The organism is Gardnerella vaginalis (assembly GCF_001546485.1).
Lineage (GTDB): Bacteria > Actinomycetota > Actinomycetes > Actinomycetales > Bifidobacteriaceae > Bifidobacterium > Bifidobacterium vaginale_D.
Genome location: NZ_KQ956850.1, coordinates 2,237 through 16,441, shown reverse-complemented (window position 1 = coordinate 16,441; position 14,205 = coordinate 2,237). Strand labels below are relative to the sequence as shown.

Annotated in this window: 18 protein-coding genes and 1 pseudogene; 8 read left to right on the top strand and 11 right to left on the bottom strand. The window is 36.7% G+C overall.

What is annotated here, in order from left to right; all coding sequences use genetic code 11:
- Window positions 1-148 precede the first annotated feature (148 nt).
- From HMPREF3208_RS02220 to HMPREF3208_RS02205, 4 genes are all read right to left on the bottom strand, one after another.
- Window positions 149-1,450, bottom strand: coding sequence for an MFS transporter (locus HMPREF3208_RS02220; RefSeq protein ID WP_064347037.1), 1,302 nt, complete (start codon window positions 1,448-1,450; stop codon window positions 149-151).
- Between the two features lie 390 nt (window positions 1,451-1,840).
- On the bottom strand, window positions 1,841-2,779 hold the full coding sequence (locus tag HMPREF3208_RS02215) for an ABC transporter permease (protein ID WP_064347035.1): 939 nt from the start codon (window positions 2,777-2,779) through the stop codon (window positions 1,841-1,843).
- Entirely contained in the window at window positions 2,776-3,555 is a 780-nt protein-coding gene (locus HMPREF3208_RS02210; protein WP_064347033.1) for a hypothetical protein, read from the bottom strand. Before HMPREF3208_RS02210 ends, HMPREF3208_RS02215 begins: the two co-directional genes overlap by 4 nt.
- A 10-nt stretch (window positions 3,556-3,565) precedes the next feature.
- Window positions 3,566-4,675, bottom strand: a complete 1,110-nt coding sequence (locus HMPREF3208_RS02205; protein WP_064347031.1) for an ABC transporter ATP-binding protein — start codon at window positions 4,673-4,675, stop codon at window positions 3,566-3,568.
- Window positions 4,676-5,114: 439 nt separating this feature from the next.
- Here HMPREF3208_RS02205 and HMPREF3208_RS02195 point away from each other — a divergent pair, with 439 nt between their 5' ends.
- Both HMPREF3208_RS02195 and HMPREF3208_RS06985 read left to right on the top strand, forming a co-directional pair.
- Entirely contained in the window at window positions 5,115-5,393 is a 279-nt protein-coding gene (locus HMPREF3208_RS02195) for a type II toxin-antitoxin system RelB/DinJ family antitoxin (RefSeq protein WP_064347027.1), read from the top strand.
- 310 nt (window positions 5,394-5,703) lie between these two features.
- Window positions 5,704-5,925, top strand: a complete 222-nt coding sequence (locus tag HMPREF3208_RS06985) for an IS3 family transposase (RefSeq protein ID WP_419471009.1) — start codon at window positions 5,704-5,706, stop codon at window positions 5,923-5,925.
- 58 nt (window positions 5,926-5,983) lie between these two features.
- Here HMPREF3208_RS06985 and HMPREF3208_RS02190 read toward each other — a convergent pair whose 3' ends face one another.
- The 3 genes from HMPREF3208_RS02190 to HMPREF3208_RS02180 all read right to left on the bottom strand — a co-directional run bounded on the left by HMPREF3208_RS02190 (window position 5,984) and on the right by HMPREF3208_RS02180 (window position 8,138).
- Window positions 5,984-6,262, bottom strand: coding sequence for a hypothetical protein (locus tag HMPREF3208_RS02190; protein ID WP_016637462.1), 279 nt, complete (start codon window positions 6,260-6,262; stop codon window positions 5,984-5,986).
- Window positions 6,263-6,579: 317 nt separating this feature from the next.
- The gene (locus HMPREF3208_RS02185) at window positions 6,580-7,515 is read right to left on the bottom strand and encodes a hypothetical protein (protein ID WP_064347025.1); all 936 of its coding nucleotides are present in this window, start codon (window positions 7,513-7,515) and stop codon (window positions 6,580-6,582) included.
- 116 nt (window positions 7,516-7,631) lie between these two features.
- Window positions 7,632-8,138, bottom strand: coding sequence for a GNAT family N-acetyltransferase (locus tag HMPREF3208_RS02180; protein ID WP_064347021.1), 507 nt, complete (start codon window positions 8,136-8,138; stop codon window positions 7,632-7,634).
- Between the two features lie 483 nt (window positions 8,139-8,621).
- Here HMPREF3208_RS02180 and HMPREF3208_RS02175 point away from each other — a divergent pair, with 483 nt between their 5' ends.
- Window positions 8,622-8,936: a type II toxin-antitoxin system RelB/DinJ family antitoxin gene (locus HMPREF3208_RS02175; RefSeq protein ID WP_064347017.1), complete on the top strand. Its 315-nt coding sequence runs from the start codon at window positions 8,622-8,624 to the stop codon at window positions 8,934-8,936.
- Window positions 8,933-9,265: a type II toxin-antitoxin system RelE/ParE family toxin gene (locus HMPREF3208_RS02170; RefSeq protein WP_064347015.1), complete on the top strand. Its 333-nt coding sequence runs from the start codon at window positions 8,933-8,935 to the stop codon at window positions 9,263-9,265. The genes HMPREF3208_RS02175 and HMPREF3208_RS02170 overlap by 4 nt, the downstream gene beginning before the upstream one ends.
- Before the next feature lie 128 nt (window positions 9,266-9,393).
- Here HMPREF3208_RS02170 and HMPREF3208_RS02165 read toward each other — a convergent pair whose 3' ends face one another.
- Window positions 9,394-10,587, bottom strand: a complete 1,194-nt coding sequence (locus tag HMPREF3208_RS02165; RefSeq protein WP_016637468.1) for a hypothetical protein — start codon at window positions 10,585-10,587, stop codon at window positions 9,394-9,396.
- Window positions 10,588-10,777: 190 nt separating this feature from the next.
- Here HMPREF3208_RS02165 and HMPREF3208_RS02160 point away from each other — a divergent pair, with 190 nt between their 5' ends.
- Together HMPREF3208_RS02160 and HMPREF3208_RS02155 are read left to right on the top strand one after the other, a co-directional pair.
- Window positions 10,778-10,981, top strand: a complete 204-nt coding sequence (locus tag HMPREF3208_RS02160) for a helix-turn-helix transcriptional regulator (protein ID WP_004113289.1) — start codon at window positions 10,778-10,780, stop codon at window positions 10,979-10,981.
- A complete protein-coding gene (locus tag HMPREF3208_RS02155) occupies window positions 10,978-11,379 on the top strand; it encodes a hypothetical protein (RefSeq protein ID WP_016637469.1) in 402 nt (133 codons plus the stop codon). The genes HMPREF3208_RS02160 and HMPREF3208_RS02155 overlap by 4 nt, the downstream gene beginning before the upstream one ends.
- 23 nt (window positions 11,380-11,402) lie before the next feature.
- On the opposite strand, the gene HMPREF3208_RS02150 is transcribed toward HMPREF3208_RS02155, so the two are convergent.
- Window positions 11,403-12,047 carry a helix-turn-helix transcriptional regulator gene (locus HMPREF3208_RS02150; RefSeq protein ID WP_016637470.1) on the bottom strand — a complete coding sequence of 215 codons (645 nt, stop codon included), beginning with the start codon at window positions 12,045-12,047 and terminating at the stop codon, window positions 11,403-11,405.
- 347 nt (window positions 12,048-12,394) lie between these two features.
- On the opposite strand from HMPREF3208_RS02150, the gene HMPREF3208_RS02145 reads away from it, so the two are divergent.
- Window positions 12,395-12,643 (top strand): prevent-host-death protein, encoded by a 249-nt coding sequence (locus tag HMPREF3208_RS02145; RefSeq protein WP_004128496.1) that lies wholly within the window; start codon window positions 12,395-12,397, stop codon window positions 12,641-12,643.
- A complete protein-coding gene (locus HMPREF3208_RS02140; protein WP_016637472.1) occupies window positions 12,640-13,017 on the top strand; it encodes a type II toxin-antitoxin system death-on-curing family toxin in 378 nt (125 codons plus the stop codon). The genes HMPREF3208_RS02145 and HMPREF3208_RS02140 overlap by 4 nt, the downstream gene beginning before the upstream one ends.
- A 90-nt stretch (window positions 13,018-13,107) precedes the next feature.
- On the opposite strand, the gene HMPREF3208_RS02135 is transcribed toward HMPREF3208_RS02140, so the two are convergent.
- Window positions 13,108-13,710: a DUF4097 family beta strand repeat-containing protein gene (locus tag HMPREF3208_RS02135; RefSeq protein ID WP_032814670.1), complete on the bottom strand. Its 603-nt coding sequence runs from the start codon at window positions 13,708-13,710 to the stop codon at window positions 13,108-13,110.
- Between the two features lie 182 nt (window positions 13,711-13,892).
- A pseudogene (locus HMPREF3208_RS02130) lies at window positions 13,893-14,205 on the bottom strand (NUDIX hydrolase); the annotation flags it as partial.

Sequence of the window (14,205 nt, the reverse complement as noted above, 5' to 3'; positions counted from 1 at the left end):
ACACTTGCAAGATTTTTATTTTTTATTTTTTACAGATTATACATAGGTATGCATATATATGCAAATTGTTAGATTTCTATGTTGTGTCGATTCAGCAAGTATATTTGAGTAAAATCACAACTATTGAATTATGAAATAGCATCGCACCCTAGTCTGTGACATAACTCGTGTTCGGTAACTGCGGTAAAACAATCAGCAATCCTGCTGTGAAAATCAGCGCGAGTATAGGCAAAAGCTGCCATTGGAACGTAGACGAGAATGCAAATCCAATCCACGAACCAGTAGTAGCACCAATCGCAAACGCGAGGCGCGCCCAACCAGAAAACTTAGCGAGAGTACTTCCTTTAAACAGAATCTGACGCGCAACAATAATCGGCTCTACTAGTAGCATTCCGCCAATAGCTTCAAGTAAGAATGCAAAGCACATCATTGGCAAAAGATTAATAAACATAAGGCAATAAGCAAGCAGGCTCACAGCAATACCTAAAATCGCAACTTTTCTTAAACCGAGTTTTTGAGACGAATGCGCATACAAAACGGACGCAAGCACGCTTCCTACACCAGTGAAAATATACAATATCGTCAAAGAGTTAGAACCATATTGCTTACCAAGACCAAGAAGAATATAAGAAACAGAGCATGCAGGAATAAAAGCAACCAAAAGAGATCCAGCAAGAAGCATGATTTTACTCTTGAGTAATGGATTCACAGATTGCTTAGCTGTAGATTTGTTGGCAACGTCATTTTCTTGCGATACTTGCGATACTTCTCCTTCTTCACTAATCGCTTGCGATTCATTCTCTACATCTTGCGACGCTCCCTCTACTTCGTTAGATGCTTGCGCAATGTCTTGTTTCATAATAAATCGCGTAGCACAAGCCGCAAAAGAAGTCACGGACGAGAAAATCAAAACCGCAGGAATCGACCAGCTTGCAATCCAAGATCCAAGCGGAGAGCCGAGCAAGGTTCCTGTAACACTCGCCAAAACGCTTACAATGCCGCTGTAGTTTACAATCATGCCGTCATCGCCGCCTGCAGCATCAACCTCGAAAACTTCACTGGCAATATCAATCACTTGACCAGTAATCAACAACGCGCAAGAAAGAGCAACAAGCGACCACTTCCACGCAGGAGAGCCAAGCATAAGAAGCGGTAGCAAACTGAGCACGCCTTCTACACCTTCAGTCATTGCAAGAGCGCGAAAACCACCAAGCTTATCAACAATCCAACCAGAGCATGGCGAAAGAAAATCGGCAACCGTCATGAAAGTCTTACGAAAACCAATCACCCAAGCCGGCAAGCCAACAATAATAATCGAAGGCAAAACCGATCCTTCATACGCTTGATTGCCAAGCATAGAAAAACAGAAGCCAACCAGCGCCCATCGCAATGCAGGACTAATAGATCTCATACGAATAAAAATATTATCTTTGCTAAAAATCGTCTTCACAGCAACCAGCTCTCCCCTAAAACTCTTGCAAAATAATGCAAACTTACATGAATACTTACATGCAAACTTACATAACTACTCGCATGATTACTTGCAAATTGCTATCCAACTTAAATAATTCACTACAAACTACACAAATCCAATAGCTTATTTTACAAATTTGGTAACACTATACTCTCGTTTAAAGAAAAAGCAAAAATAACAACAAAACAATTGCATAAAATTTTGGCACCTTTTAACGATAGGAAAAGCTATCGTTAAAAGGTTTAAGATTGGCTTAATAACTTGCTGAACAATCTTACGCAATAATCAACATGCTTTTAGTATCACCCACCCCTATACCCACTAATAAAATCCTTATTTAATTAACTAAATTCACATATTTATTACCTAAAACCCTATATTTGTTAAAGTACCTTTACACTGTTGAACCGCCACACCAATATTCCATATGATCACACCAACAATTGCCCATAACATGCCAACAATAAGAATCACAAGTAGCGATACGCCAACATTTACAGAACCATCAATTATACTACGAGATGCTTGAGTAACATGAGTTACTGGAATCACGTATAACACGTATTGCATCATCTTAGGAAATACGCTAATTGGAGCAATCACACCACAAACAATAGGAAGTATTGCACTAAGCGCGTTAGAAATAGTATAAACATCATTCATCATCATGCTTATAGCAGCTATAGCAATACCAAATCCCGTAGAAGCAACAGGAACAATAAGGAACAACAGCATCAACGCGCTCATATTAATCACAAAGAAAGCACTCGGGCTTACTACAAGCATTGTTATAAACAAAGTCACAGCATCACTCACTAAAGAAATAGTCACGAGCGCAATGATACGACCGAACCATAATGGTAATGCAACTTTCGCGCTTGTAAGCACGAATGGTGTTGTGCCTTCAAAACGATCCCATGCTAGCGCCTCTGACACAGTCATACTTGTAGAAATAGAACACGCTCCCATCACAGCAGCAAGAGTTGAAGCAATCAAACTATGATTAAAACCCGCGCTAGTCGCATAACTAGCTGCTCCATTGAAGCCTCCGCTCACAGCTCCAGCTAGAAAAACGTATAAGAACGTGGATAAAAGAGGCTCAACAATCATACGAATAACAGCAGTATTCCAACTATTTAAGCTAGGTATACTCTGTATACTCACTCTTGCGCCAGTTCGTATACTAGATAACACGCTCACGTGACCATACTGTGAATATTGATTATATTGATGCAATTCAGCGTACTTACTATTTTGAATAATTTTATTTTGCATAGTTTCAACCTGATTATTATTTCGTATCATATTATGTTCAAACTTCCATTAAGCGTTGCAAGTCGAATAGCATGACGTAACATGAAACCTGCAATAACAAGCAGAACGCTGGATAATACAATACATAACACAATTGCTAACACAGTAGTAGCATTAAACGATTGCGCATGAGCCACCCACACTGCAGACGTAAGCGGATGAATAAACGCAATAATGCGAGCAGGCAATGGCATTGATTCTACAGGAATCACTATTCCACAAAGCATCCATACCGGAATTAAAATCAAACCTTCATAAACTGTAGCTTTACGGCATAATACAAAAATTCCAGATAATAATGCAGCAGAAGCTACGCAAGCAAGCATAGAAAGTAAGTATCCAACTAACTGCGTGAATGTTATCATAAAGAACCCATGGCAGAAAACAGCAACGGTAATAATCGCAAGCGGCATACCAATACAACCAAGTAAAGCTGCGGATCCTACAATAGGAAGAAACACTGCAGAAGGTGATATAACACTTAAAGTTAAATATTGTAATGTTCCTAAATAACGCTGGTATCCAATAATTCCAACAGCAGTAGTTGTAGCAGACCATAATCCAGCTATAGAAGAATCAACCCAAATATTATTAAGGAAGTTGGCACAATTATGAGAAAAACCATAGTATGCAACAATTTTCATCAACGCAAAACATACTGGAGCAAGTATCGCATTTTGCAAGAAAAACGTTGTTTTTGCTAAGCTTTTAAGCTGAAACCACATGCCACGAATCACAGAAGCGTATGAATGAGCAGAAGTATTCATATTAAGCCTCCTACTTACTCAATGAAAGTGAAGAAGACGAAGAAGACGGCGCAGCAGCAGAAGAAGAAGTAGAAATATTTGACGCAGAAATATTATCATTTTGCACAATAGCAAGATACGTTTCTTCCAAACTTGCAGCGCGATCACCTAAACGCGTAATCCCATCAACAGGAATTTTAATATTTCGTTCTTGAGATAATGTTTTACTCCACGCGATAGTAATATTTAACACTCCATGCGATTCAAAAACATCACACCACAACACTCCATCAAGTTTTTGCAATTCTTCCTTAACACTAGGAGTTCCGCTTGATACTTCACCGTCATACGCGTACATTGTTACATGATCAATATGCTGCAAAGAAGCCAACTGCTGAACACTTCCCTGAGCGATAATATTACCGTGATTTATTACAGCAACAGTATCAGCTAATTTTTCAGCCTCACTCATCTCATGCGTAGTTAACAAAATCGCTATTCCTTGATCTCGTAAAGCATGAATAATTTCACGTACTTTCCTAGCATTTTCAGGATCCAAACCAGTGGTAGGCTCATCTAAAAGCATAAGATCCGTTCTAGCAACCAGCGATCGAGCAATATGCAACCTCTGCCACATTCCCCTTGAAAAAGTTTGAACAACATCATGAGCTTTATCAAGTAAATCAACTTGCTCAAGAGCATCGTGAATACGCTTTCCTTGCTCCCTATATGGAACAGCGGAAAGATCCGCAAAATAACGAAGATTATCTAATGCACTTAACCTTTGATAAAATCCTCGCTCACCTCCAAGAAGTAACGACACGTGCTTACGTGCTTCTCGAGGATTACTCACAGCATCAATATCGGCAATACGAACACTACCATTATCAGGAGCCAACAACGTACCAACAATTTTCACGGTAGTTGTTTTACCTGCACCATTTGGACCAAGCAAGCAAAATATTTCACCAGAATGAATATCAAAAGATACGTTATGTAAAACTTGGCGAGTTGTCTTCTTACGGCCAAATCCACGAGAATAAGATCTTGTTACATTATCAATACGCAATATTAAGTTGCTAGCTGACTGCTTATTATTGTTATCGCGACTATTAGTTGCATTTTCTATATTATTATTCATTATTATTGCTTCGTTCTTACTTGTTATTAAAGTTTCATTCTTACTGTTATTGAATAAATTTCAACAATGAAAATCAGTTAGATAAAAAGATAACGCTTGCTTATAAGAACGATAAGAACGCGCAAAAACATGCAAAAACATGCAAAAACATGCAAAAACCAACGCGCACGTGCAAACATAATGACAAACATCATGTGCAATGCGTGTTTAATACTGCTAAAGAATATGTATCTTAAGCTGTTTTATGTGCTTTTATATGCCTTTCAAACCGTTCTTAAGACTAGCGATCATTTGGGCAGTCATAGCGCAACACCTCATAAACTTAAATGTGCTTTACGTGGAAAATTATATGAGTATTACGTCAAAAACTCAAATACAAGCAACCACAAAACATTTGTTTAACATTTGCAATACAATATAAGTAGTTGGAGGTAATAATATGTCTAAAACTGCAAACATCAACATACGTATTGAACCAAGTGTAAAACAAAGTGCTGAAGACTTATTTGGCAGCTTCGGAATTTCCGTCACTGATGCTATCAATATTTTCTTACGAACTTCCATAATGGAAGGCGGTTTCCCATTCATAATTAAGCAGCCACAATATAACACTGAAACACTGGCTGCTATGGAAGAAGCTAGAAGAATTTCCAGAGACCCTAACGCACCATCGTATTCTTCTATGGAAGACCTTAAGAAAGCGTTGTTGCAAGACTGACGTACAACGTTAAGTTCACGAATGCCATATCAATCAACCTCCATACACATACCATAAAATACTGTATCGCATATTGCAACACAATTTACATGAATGGGATTTTTTGACTGTCATACACGATTTTTATGTTCGCATTACTGCATCAGATAGTACGATCAAGCGCCGTGATGGTAGGAAGCCCCGCTTATTTTCTCGTTTGAGTTTGAACATAAAAATAGCAGATAAAGGGAAGGAAATGAATTTACACCAAAGTGAGGGCTTAATCGCTAACAGCATGCTCGCAATATAAAAATTGCAAATAACGTTCTCAATGCATAACTTTTTCGCAATTTGTTATCTAAGTCGCAGTAGCTGGGATAGCACAGAAGAATTACGTCAAGCTATTCATACTTATATTGATTTTTACAACAATCACAGAATTAAAATGGGGCTTAAAAGACAATTATGGAACATCGTACTATGGTTGCACAAAATGTCTAAAAATTGTCCTAAGCCCCTTTTGTTTTCAATGTCAAGTAATACTAAATGTTAAGCCTTTTTAGCTTAACTACAGCAAGTTTTCCTTGGTATTTCAACGAAAACTCGGTTTTTTAGCACACTTTTTGCCGCTTACCCTCAAAAATAGTTCCTTCATTAGGCAACAACATCGTTGTCATCAAAGCAAGCATGAACGTAAACGGACCGAGCGCATTCCCATACGTTTTGAACATCACACCAAAATCATGGCCGTATACCACCATCGACAAGTAAAGGAACATAAAATTCACAGCTGTAAACATAACCAACTTCAGCACGAACATAAGAACCTTGTACATAAGAATATCCTCCTCACTTACTCCACGGAGTCGAACACCAAATAGGTTTAACACTCATTCTATCCAATAATTTTTTGCCATACAATTGTTGTTGTTATTTTTGATAACACATAAAATGTATAAGGTGTTCTAAGTTTTACTTGTAACAAATAGAAATAGGGTTATGCTATCCCTTTCACGGGGATTCTTGCAGCAAAAACTAGGACTTTTTTGGACTTCTATTGTAATTACTTTTATAGTTACTTTTGCATAAACCACCCTGGGTGCATAGATAAACACCAAATTCTCAGCTGCAAGTCTTTTTCGATTATAGTCGATAAATTTATCATTTTTTACATTTGTTTCTATTATAAACGAAACAAATTAAAAATTCACCTTTTAGGGTTCCACTTGATAACGAGAATAATATTGGTAAGTACAATACCAACGACTACGCTCACCCATACCAAACTCGGTGTAAGAAGCCAAGCGAGAACACCGAAAATCAGCAGTCTAAGCAATACAGCAGTAGTCAAAAAAGGCCAACTTTTTGTTAGGCATTTCTGTTGATCAGCCTTCAATGCACCCATCAGAACCATAACCTCAGCCGCCGCGCAAGAAAATAGCATATTGCCGAAGAATATGACGAGTAGCGTTCGCCAGCCAACGATAGTACCAAGCATCCACCATTGCAGCATCAATGCAAGCAAAAATGTAACAACAGCATATACTGCTTCCATCAACATATTCGCAACGATTAACGAGGAAAATGTTAAAGACACGCCTCTAGGAGTGTCTGTTTTACCTGCACTCGCATGCTGTAATGCAATCATGTTTCTCACCTCGGCGCGCTTTACGCGTTCTTCTTCAAGCATTTGAACGCCAAGCTCAACCGATTTCTTTGAAGCTTCCTGTAATTGCGCATCCGTCATACCTGGCTGCCAAGGCTTTTCTAAAACAAACAGCAACACACTGGTGATTGTTGCACCAATAATAATGCTTAGCAGCGTAGTATTTGAAACAAGCAATAAAGCAATACCAGAGGTCACCAGAAGCCTGAGCACAAAATCGATGATTCCAATAAGCAAATACCCGTCATCCGGCCTGCGATGCCTATACCACTGCAGATACGCTGCACTTAGCAGCGAAAACACCACAACACTCAACGCGAGTATGACCACAGTTTCCCAACCTAGTACGTGGTGCCCTACGAACTGCTGTACAAGCAGCGCAATAATAAGCGTGCAAACGCCAGCAACAGTTTCTATAATCACATTATCCCAAAAAGCATGCTTGAAAAGCACTGGCCTTACATTCGTCTCACTCATCATCTTTCTCCAGAAAATGCAATCACGGAATATAGTGCTTTGATTATACAAAATGTCTAAAAAATTGTCCTAAGCCACGATTGAGTGGTCAGTATAGATAAAATTTAATATTTTCCCTATATATTAATCCAATACCTTCTTGTCGTAACATTTCCTCTTGATAAGCTATTTTTCACTTTGTTTTCTAAAATTCCACCATTATTTTCTATAACTCGTATCGATCCGATATTGTCATCATCGCATGTAATCAAAATTTTATGTAGATTCAAAGTCTCTTTACAATATGTAAGTGCCATAGAAAGCATTTTTGTTCCATAGCCCTTCATACATTCAGATTGTCTAACTTCGTATCCTATGTGACCACCATAGTTAATTAAAAAAGAATTTAATTCATGCCTAATATTAATTTCACCAATAAATTTTTCATTATCTATCAGCCAAAATGTAGTAGCTTTAACATAATTTTCAGGTAAATTTATACCATGCTCATAGTTATAAGAACTCTCTATAATGGTCTCATAATTTCTAAAACGTCTTTCTGCATTCGGTCTAAAAATTTCATCTTCTTCATTCGCTTCTATATAACTTTGGATATATTTCTTATCTGGTCTAATTAGTCGCATACGTGCTCCTTATTTCTAATATGCAATTTTATTAAAATTAGAATCCATAATAGTCTGTTTAGCTTTAATAGTATTACTATTAAAAAAAAACCATACATACAAGCTTTATTAAAGAAAATTTTTTATTTTTCCAATAAGTGCAGGCTTTTCGAATACACTTATAACCACTTAACTAATCACAGTTCATCACACCTATAAGTGAAATTTAATAACAAAATCGATAATTTATAAGTTATAACTGATAAAATAGCAAAATCGCATCTAAAATCGTACTAACCAAGCTTAAAGCCGCCACACGCTAAACTTTCTAACGATAAGAAAATATTGCAAAAAGGTTTAAGATTGGCTTAATAGCTTGATTTTGAATCCGAAGATACAACAATGTGAAGTCATAATCTGAATAGTGATTAAACTTTTGCTTTCATCTGCTTGCGTATGCTTGCAAACATTTTGTAAAATAAGGTCAGAAAGGACGCGAGCACAATGACAAACACAAACGCTGTATATGCAAGAATCGATACAAATCTTAAAGAAAATGCTGAAAGCATATTGAACCAGCTTGGAATAACACCATCTTCAGCAATCCAAATGCTTTACAGCCAGATTGTTTTACAAAAAGGCATGCCATTTGAACTTCGTCTGCCGACTAATAAGCAAGAAAAACCGCTTGCTTTAGGCAGCTTAACAAGAGCCGAGTTGGATAAAGAATTACAAAAAGGCATCGACTCTATTTCAACTGGCAAACAATACAGTGCAGATGAAGTAGACCAATTCTTCGCTAAGGAATACGGCGTATGAGCACAACCTATAGCGTCATTTATTCTCCGCAAGCGTTCCTTGATCTCACTGGGCTATACGAATACATTCGCTTTAATTTAAAAGTTCCAAAAACGGCGGAAAAACAAGTCAACCGCATTAAGCATGCTATACGTTCTCTTAACACTATGCCTATGTGCTATCAGCTTGTAGAGTGGGAGCCGTGGTGTTCTAAAGAAATACGCAGAGTTCCAGTCGACAACTACACTGTTTTCTACCAAGTAGACGAAAACCAAATGACTGTAACAGTTATTCGCATATTCTACTCAGGCAGAAATATAGAAAACATTGTTAACGACCCAAATAACTAATGCGCGATTTGGGTTAAAAAGTAACGAATGAAATAGCGTAATTTCGAACGTTATAAAACACACCCACCTAATCAGCCTTTGACATCAACGCATTAAACGTTTTCTCACAACATGAAATAATATATGACTTACAACAAATATATTTTTTCTTTATCAACACATATTTGCGAAGTACGATTGTAGATTTGAGTTATATCCTCCATTTTTTCCACAAACACTTTTGTTTCCGGATTACGCAAAACAGCAAACTCCTTCACTGCTTTTACTCCCATTGCATTAGCATTTTCATGTAATCCGTTTCCTTTATCTTGTAAAAACTCATCAACAGAACCATCTTTAACTAAAGGAATACCACCAATTAACTTACCAACAGCAGTACCAGCAGTACCTATAGCTTTCACAACATTGACTTCTACTTCCGAATTACCAAGTTTTTCTAAATATAAAGAGCTTTTTTCAAATTTCTCACAGTAGTCATCAGACAATTTCTTTATCTCATTTTCTGCATTACTAATGTACTCTTCCGCAAAATTTTCACTTAACATTATTTCCATCAAAGATGATAGAGAGAAAATATACAACGACAATCTGTAATACTTAAACTTTTTCCCTAAATCAGACAACGTCGAATTTACGTTACTTTTAGACACAATAAACTTCCTTAACAGAAGAATATCAGTAATCTTTTTCTGATAAGCAATAATGTTCTTTCTAGCACGATTCTTAATATCGATAACAAGCTTATGATTATTCGTAACAGAAATTTCATTATCCCAACTGCACTTATAAGTAGAAGCAATCCCCATCAATGACTCAACATCTGCCTCAATCTGTGACTCATTCTCAACTTCCATAAAGGTAAGTATCTTTTCCTGCGTCTCTTTAATCTTTTTCATATCTTTTTCAATAGAATAAATAGCCACGGCCATCATTAAAAGAGCAGGATTAAACGCAGATACTGTTTTCATAGAACCTTGCAAAGACTCCATCTTTGAAATCTGCATCATTCTAGAACCACCATCAGCTTTTCTTAAAGATCCCCATAGATTCCCATTTTTTGCGTATTTTAGAGTATCACCTGCAGCTTTATTAGCAATCTTATAAAGACCATCCGTAGGAATGGTTATTGTTTGAGTAACTGTATTACATGCAGGAATTAATGACGATAAACCAGATCCAAAATTCAATAATTCAGATACGGGAACACTTAATACTTTATTGTTGTTATTGTTAAAATCTTTAACATCCACAAGAAGTTTTTCAGTAAAATCTACTAACACATTTTCACTGTTACTTGCCGAAAGCTCACTACTGTTACACATAAGAACAATACTATCTGAAATAGTATCTGAAAGAAAATATACTTCTATTTTTCTTACTCTCTTGAATACTATGAAACTTTGCAAACAACATTATCGAAATTAAATCCAATGGAAAGCTAACTTGACATTTACTCTCGAAAAGATTATCCTATATGTAAAGCTAACTTTCCATTAGGAAGGAGAATGTAATGTGAAAAATAGACTTGAACAAATTAGAAAAGAAAAAGGCATAACCCAAGAAGAACTTGCTGACGCACTCGAAGTATCAAGACAGACAGTCGGTTCTTTGGAAAATGGAAGATACAACCCATCAATCATATTGGCATACAAAATTGCTAAGTACTTTAATTTAACAATCGAAGAAATATTTATCTACGAGGAAGATAAAAAATGAAAAAACAGAAAACCCAGAATTTTTGGTACATAGGATATGTAATAGGAATTTGCGGATTAATTCTTGCACTCACTCTTAAACTGAACGAATCCGTAGAAATTGCATTGTCGGTTGTTTTTGTTGCGATTATCTCACTTTCACACGTAAAAATCATGCACTATAAGATGATGAAAAAAGACCACAACTACAAAATAAATGTGAACGATGAAAGAAACGAGAAAATCAAAGATAAAGTAAATGCAACAATGGCATTCATACTGATGCACCTAATGGGAATAATTGCCATAATTGCATTTATAACAAAGGCATATTTACCAGCTGCTCTTTTAGCTATTTCAGTCGCCTTTTCTCCATTAATCATGTTTTTTATCAACAAATATTATGAGAAAAAATATTAAAACCAGACCCACCCACCCATTTACTACTTATTACGAAGCTTACCAACCTTCATAAATTCTTTATCTCCAATACGGAATTTTTTACTATTAAACGCCACTCCCATAATTCTGCTAATAATATACTCATCGGTTATAAGCACGAAATACTGCTTATCTTTTTTATCCACCAAATAATACTGATCAGCCCCAAGAGTGGAAACAGCTTTACTGAAATCATATGTGCCAAACAATGGCAATCCTCCAAGGAGAGTAGAAAACCATCCAACAAAATTATCAACCATTTTCTCAGATGAACTGTTATAAGTCTTAACAACAGTTAGCATATTGATTTCTGAGTCAGGATATTCATCTAGGACAATCTGCTCTTTAATTTTCAGCTTCTTAAAACTGCTCAACCTACCGTCGAAACCATATTTATTGAGATTAATAGGCTTCTTAGTAATAGAAAAATCGACACTATTGTTCTCATCCAAAAGATAATCAACACTCACGCTTAGAGCAGATGCAATAAATTTCAGATTCTCGATATCCGGCAAACCCCGATTCGTTTCCCATTTTGCTACAGCAGCACGAGATACCATCAATAATTCCGAGAGCTCCTCCTGCGTCAACCCGGCTTCCAGACGAGCCTTTTTAATTTTTTCTCCCAAAGATATAACACTACTCATAACACAACTCCTTTCAAATCAGTTATTACACATCATGAAATTACTTGACGGAAACCAAATTAGTATTGAAACATTTGATTGAGATACCGCCTAATTACAAACTAACAAATAATTTACAGCGGAAAAGAAACAAGGTGAAACACTATAGTTACCAACTGTAACAGTATAAGAATGCAAATAATGTAGGGAACTTTTCTACGATTATTTAACCGATTTGTTCCCCAAAAACACAAGCAACTAGAGCACACATAGGCTATATGGCATTTATAAAATAACTCTCAAAATACTTAGGATTTATTTATCCTAAAATATATGCTATAATTCTTCTAAAAATGGAGGTTATTGATATGAATGTAAATACAGACACGCTCGTTTCTATTTCCGAAGCAAATCAAAACTTTTCCAAGGTTGCACGACTTGTTGACACATACGGATCAGCTGTTATTTTGAAAAACAACGCTCCACGCTATGTGATTTTAGAGTTCCCAAAAGCCAAAACTGAAAAAGTTACTGTTCCAGCAGACGATGAAGTTATGGCTTTATCCAACATGTTCATCAAAAAGAACAAAAAAGTTTATGAGGAACTTGCTAAATGAAGTATCTAACACGAGAACAGGTGATTAAACTTCACCAGGCTCTGATTGAAGCAAGTGGTGGTTCTTCAGGTATCCGAGATGTAGGAATGCTTGATTCTGCATTAAAGACTCCACTGCAAACATTTGACGAGAATGAACTTTTCCCATCTGTCTTAGATAAGGCAGCACGTCTAGCTTTTGGTCTTATAAAGAACCACCCTTTTATAGATGGAAACAAGCGTATCGGCACACATGTCATGCTAATCTTTCTGGCACTCAACAACATTATGTTGTCTTATAAAGATGAAGAACTGATTGATATTATTCTCAAAGTTGCATCAGGCAAGGCAAATGAAAATGACCTTTACACTTGGATTAAAAATCACCAAGCCTAATACTCCAACATTTAAAAACATTTTTAGAATATGCCAAACTCTATTTCGTGCGACTAGTCAAAGTAGCGGACATAAAACACCACAACAGTATTACTTCACTACAGCTTTTCCATTCAAGCAGTGCACAGCATAGTGAGCACATCCATTTGTTTTGCGCCCAAGATCTGCTTTATGCTTATCACAAACTTCAGCCATACCATTCTCACAAACTACTTCAAGACATGCACCCTTGGTAATTTCTCCCTCTAAAACACTCGTACCATTTAACGTATCCACCATGCAAGAAACAACAACCTTAACATTATTCACCACAGCAGAACCATTAAGACACTTTAGAAAAACATCATTCGCCTGAACATTCCTTGCTTCCACCCTGCCGTTATGAACTTCTGCATAAATCTTGTCAGCTTTAATATCTGCTACTAATACTTGATTCGACTCAGCTTCAATCTCACAAAAATCAACATTCTCCGGCAACGTAACAATGACCTCAGGACTGCCTTTAGCAAGCCACTTAAGCCAGTAAAAAGCCGACACTTTTTCTGTTTGAACGAACTTTATACCGTCTTGATTTTCTTCAACACAAAATATATCTTTTTCACAATTAACATAACTAATACTAAAAGAATCAGCTCTTCTGACCGTTAAGCTAACATCTTTCGTTTTTGCTACAAACTTCCTACTATTCGCCACTTGAACAACTTCCTTGTTAAATATCGGGTTATAGACCAAAAATCAAAAGACCCGATTTGGTTCGCATTGTTAAGAGGCGCGTCGGGTACTGTTAATTATTGTAATATATCATTGGCGGTTATTTGTTAATTTCAATGAAATAATGTTTATGTAACAATCTCTTGCCATAATAGCGGGATTCATTAATATCTTTCATCTGAAATTATATGCTCTATTCCACTATGCTCCGATTTAAGATATTCTTTCATAAATGTCGGGTAAGCCTTGCACTTATCAAGCTCATCTATAGGTAACCAATGCATTGTCTCTTTAGCACCTGCCTCTGTAGTGCTATGGCTCGTAAAATCTCTTTTGCCCATGGGTTTCATCATGTAGTAGAATGTCAGCTCATGGAAGTCTACTCCTTTTAAGCCGGAGCTGCCGATGAAGAAGTTCTCGTGTATGACAGCAAGATGATCGACCTCGTAATTAAGACCTGTCTCTTCAAATACTTCT

What these genes read in the sequence shown, in the direction of transcription:
- HMPREF3208_RS02195 (WP_064347027.1), top strand. Translation starts at nt 5,115, where the DNA reads ATGTCTAAAACTGCAAACATCAACATACGTATTGAACCAAGTGTAAAA.
- HMPREF3208_RS02145 (WP_004128496.1), top strand. Translation starts at nt 12,395, where the DNA reads ATGAATGTAAATACAGACACGCTCGTTTCTATTTCCGAAGCAAATCAA.
- HMPREF3208_RS02185 (WP_064347025.1), bottom strand. Translation starts at nt 7,515, where the DNA reads ATGAGTGAGACGAATGTAAGGCCAGTGCTTTTCAAGCATGCTTTTTGG.
- HMPREF3208_RS06985 (WP_419471009.1), top strand. Translation starts at nt 5,704, where the DNA reads ATGCATAACTTTTTCGCAATTTGTTATCTAAGTCGCAGTAGCTGGGAT.
- HMPREF3208_RS02150 (WP_016637470.1), bottom strand. Translation starts at nt 12,047, where the DNA reads ATGAGTAGTGTTATATCTTTGGGAGAAAAAATTAAAAAGGCTCGTCTG.
- HMPREF3208_RS02180 (WP_064347021.1), bottom strand. Translation starts at nt 8,138, where the DNA reads ATGCGACTAATTAGACCAGATAAGAAATATATCCAAAGTTATATAGAA.
- HMPREF3208_RS02155 (WP_016637469.1), top strand. Translation starts at nt 10,978, where the DNA reads ATGAAAAAACAGAAAACCCAGAATTTTTGGTACATAGGATATGTAATA.
- HMPREF3208_RS02210 (WP_064347033.1), bottom strand. Translation starts at nt 3,555, where the DNA reads ATGAATACTTCTGCTCATTCATACGCTTCTGTGATTCGTGGCATGTGG.
- HMPREF3208_RS02165 (WP_016637468.1), bottom strand. Translation starts at nt 10,587, where the DNA reads ATGTGTAACAGTAGTGAGCTTTCGGCAAGTAACAGTGAAAATGTGTTA.
- HMPREF3208_RS02215 (WP_064347035.1), bottom strand. Translation starts at nt 2,779, where the DNA reads ATGATACGAAATAATAATCAGGTTGAAACTATGCAAAATAAAATTATT.
- HMPREF3208_RS02140 (WP_016637472.1), top strand. Translation starts at nt 12,640, where the DNA reads ATGAAGTATCTAACACGAGAACAGGTGATTAAACTTCACCAGGCTCTG.
- HMPREF3208_RS02175 (WP_064347017.1), top strand. Translation starts at nt 8,622, where the DNA reads ATGACAAACACAAACGCTGTATATGCAAGAATCGATACAAATCTTAAA.
- HMPREF3208_RS02205 (WP_064347031.1), bottom strand. Translation starts at nt 4,675, where the DNA reads ATGAATAATAATATAGAAAATGCAACTAATAGTCGCGATAACAATAAT.
- HMPREF3208_RS02170 (WP_064347015.1), top strand. Translation starts at nt 8,933, where the DNA reads ATGAGCACAACCTATAGCGTCATTTATTCTCCGCAAGCGTTCCTTGAT.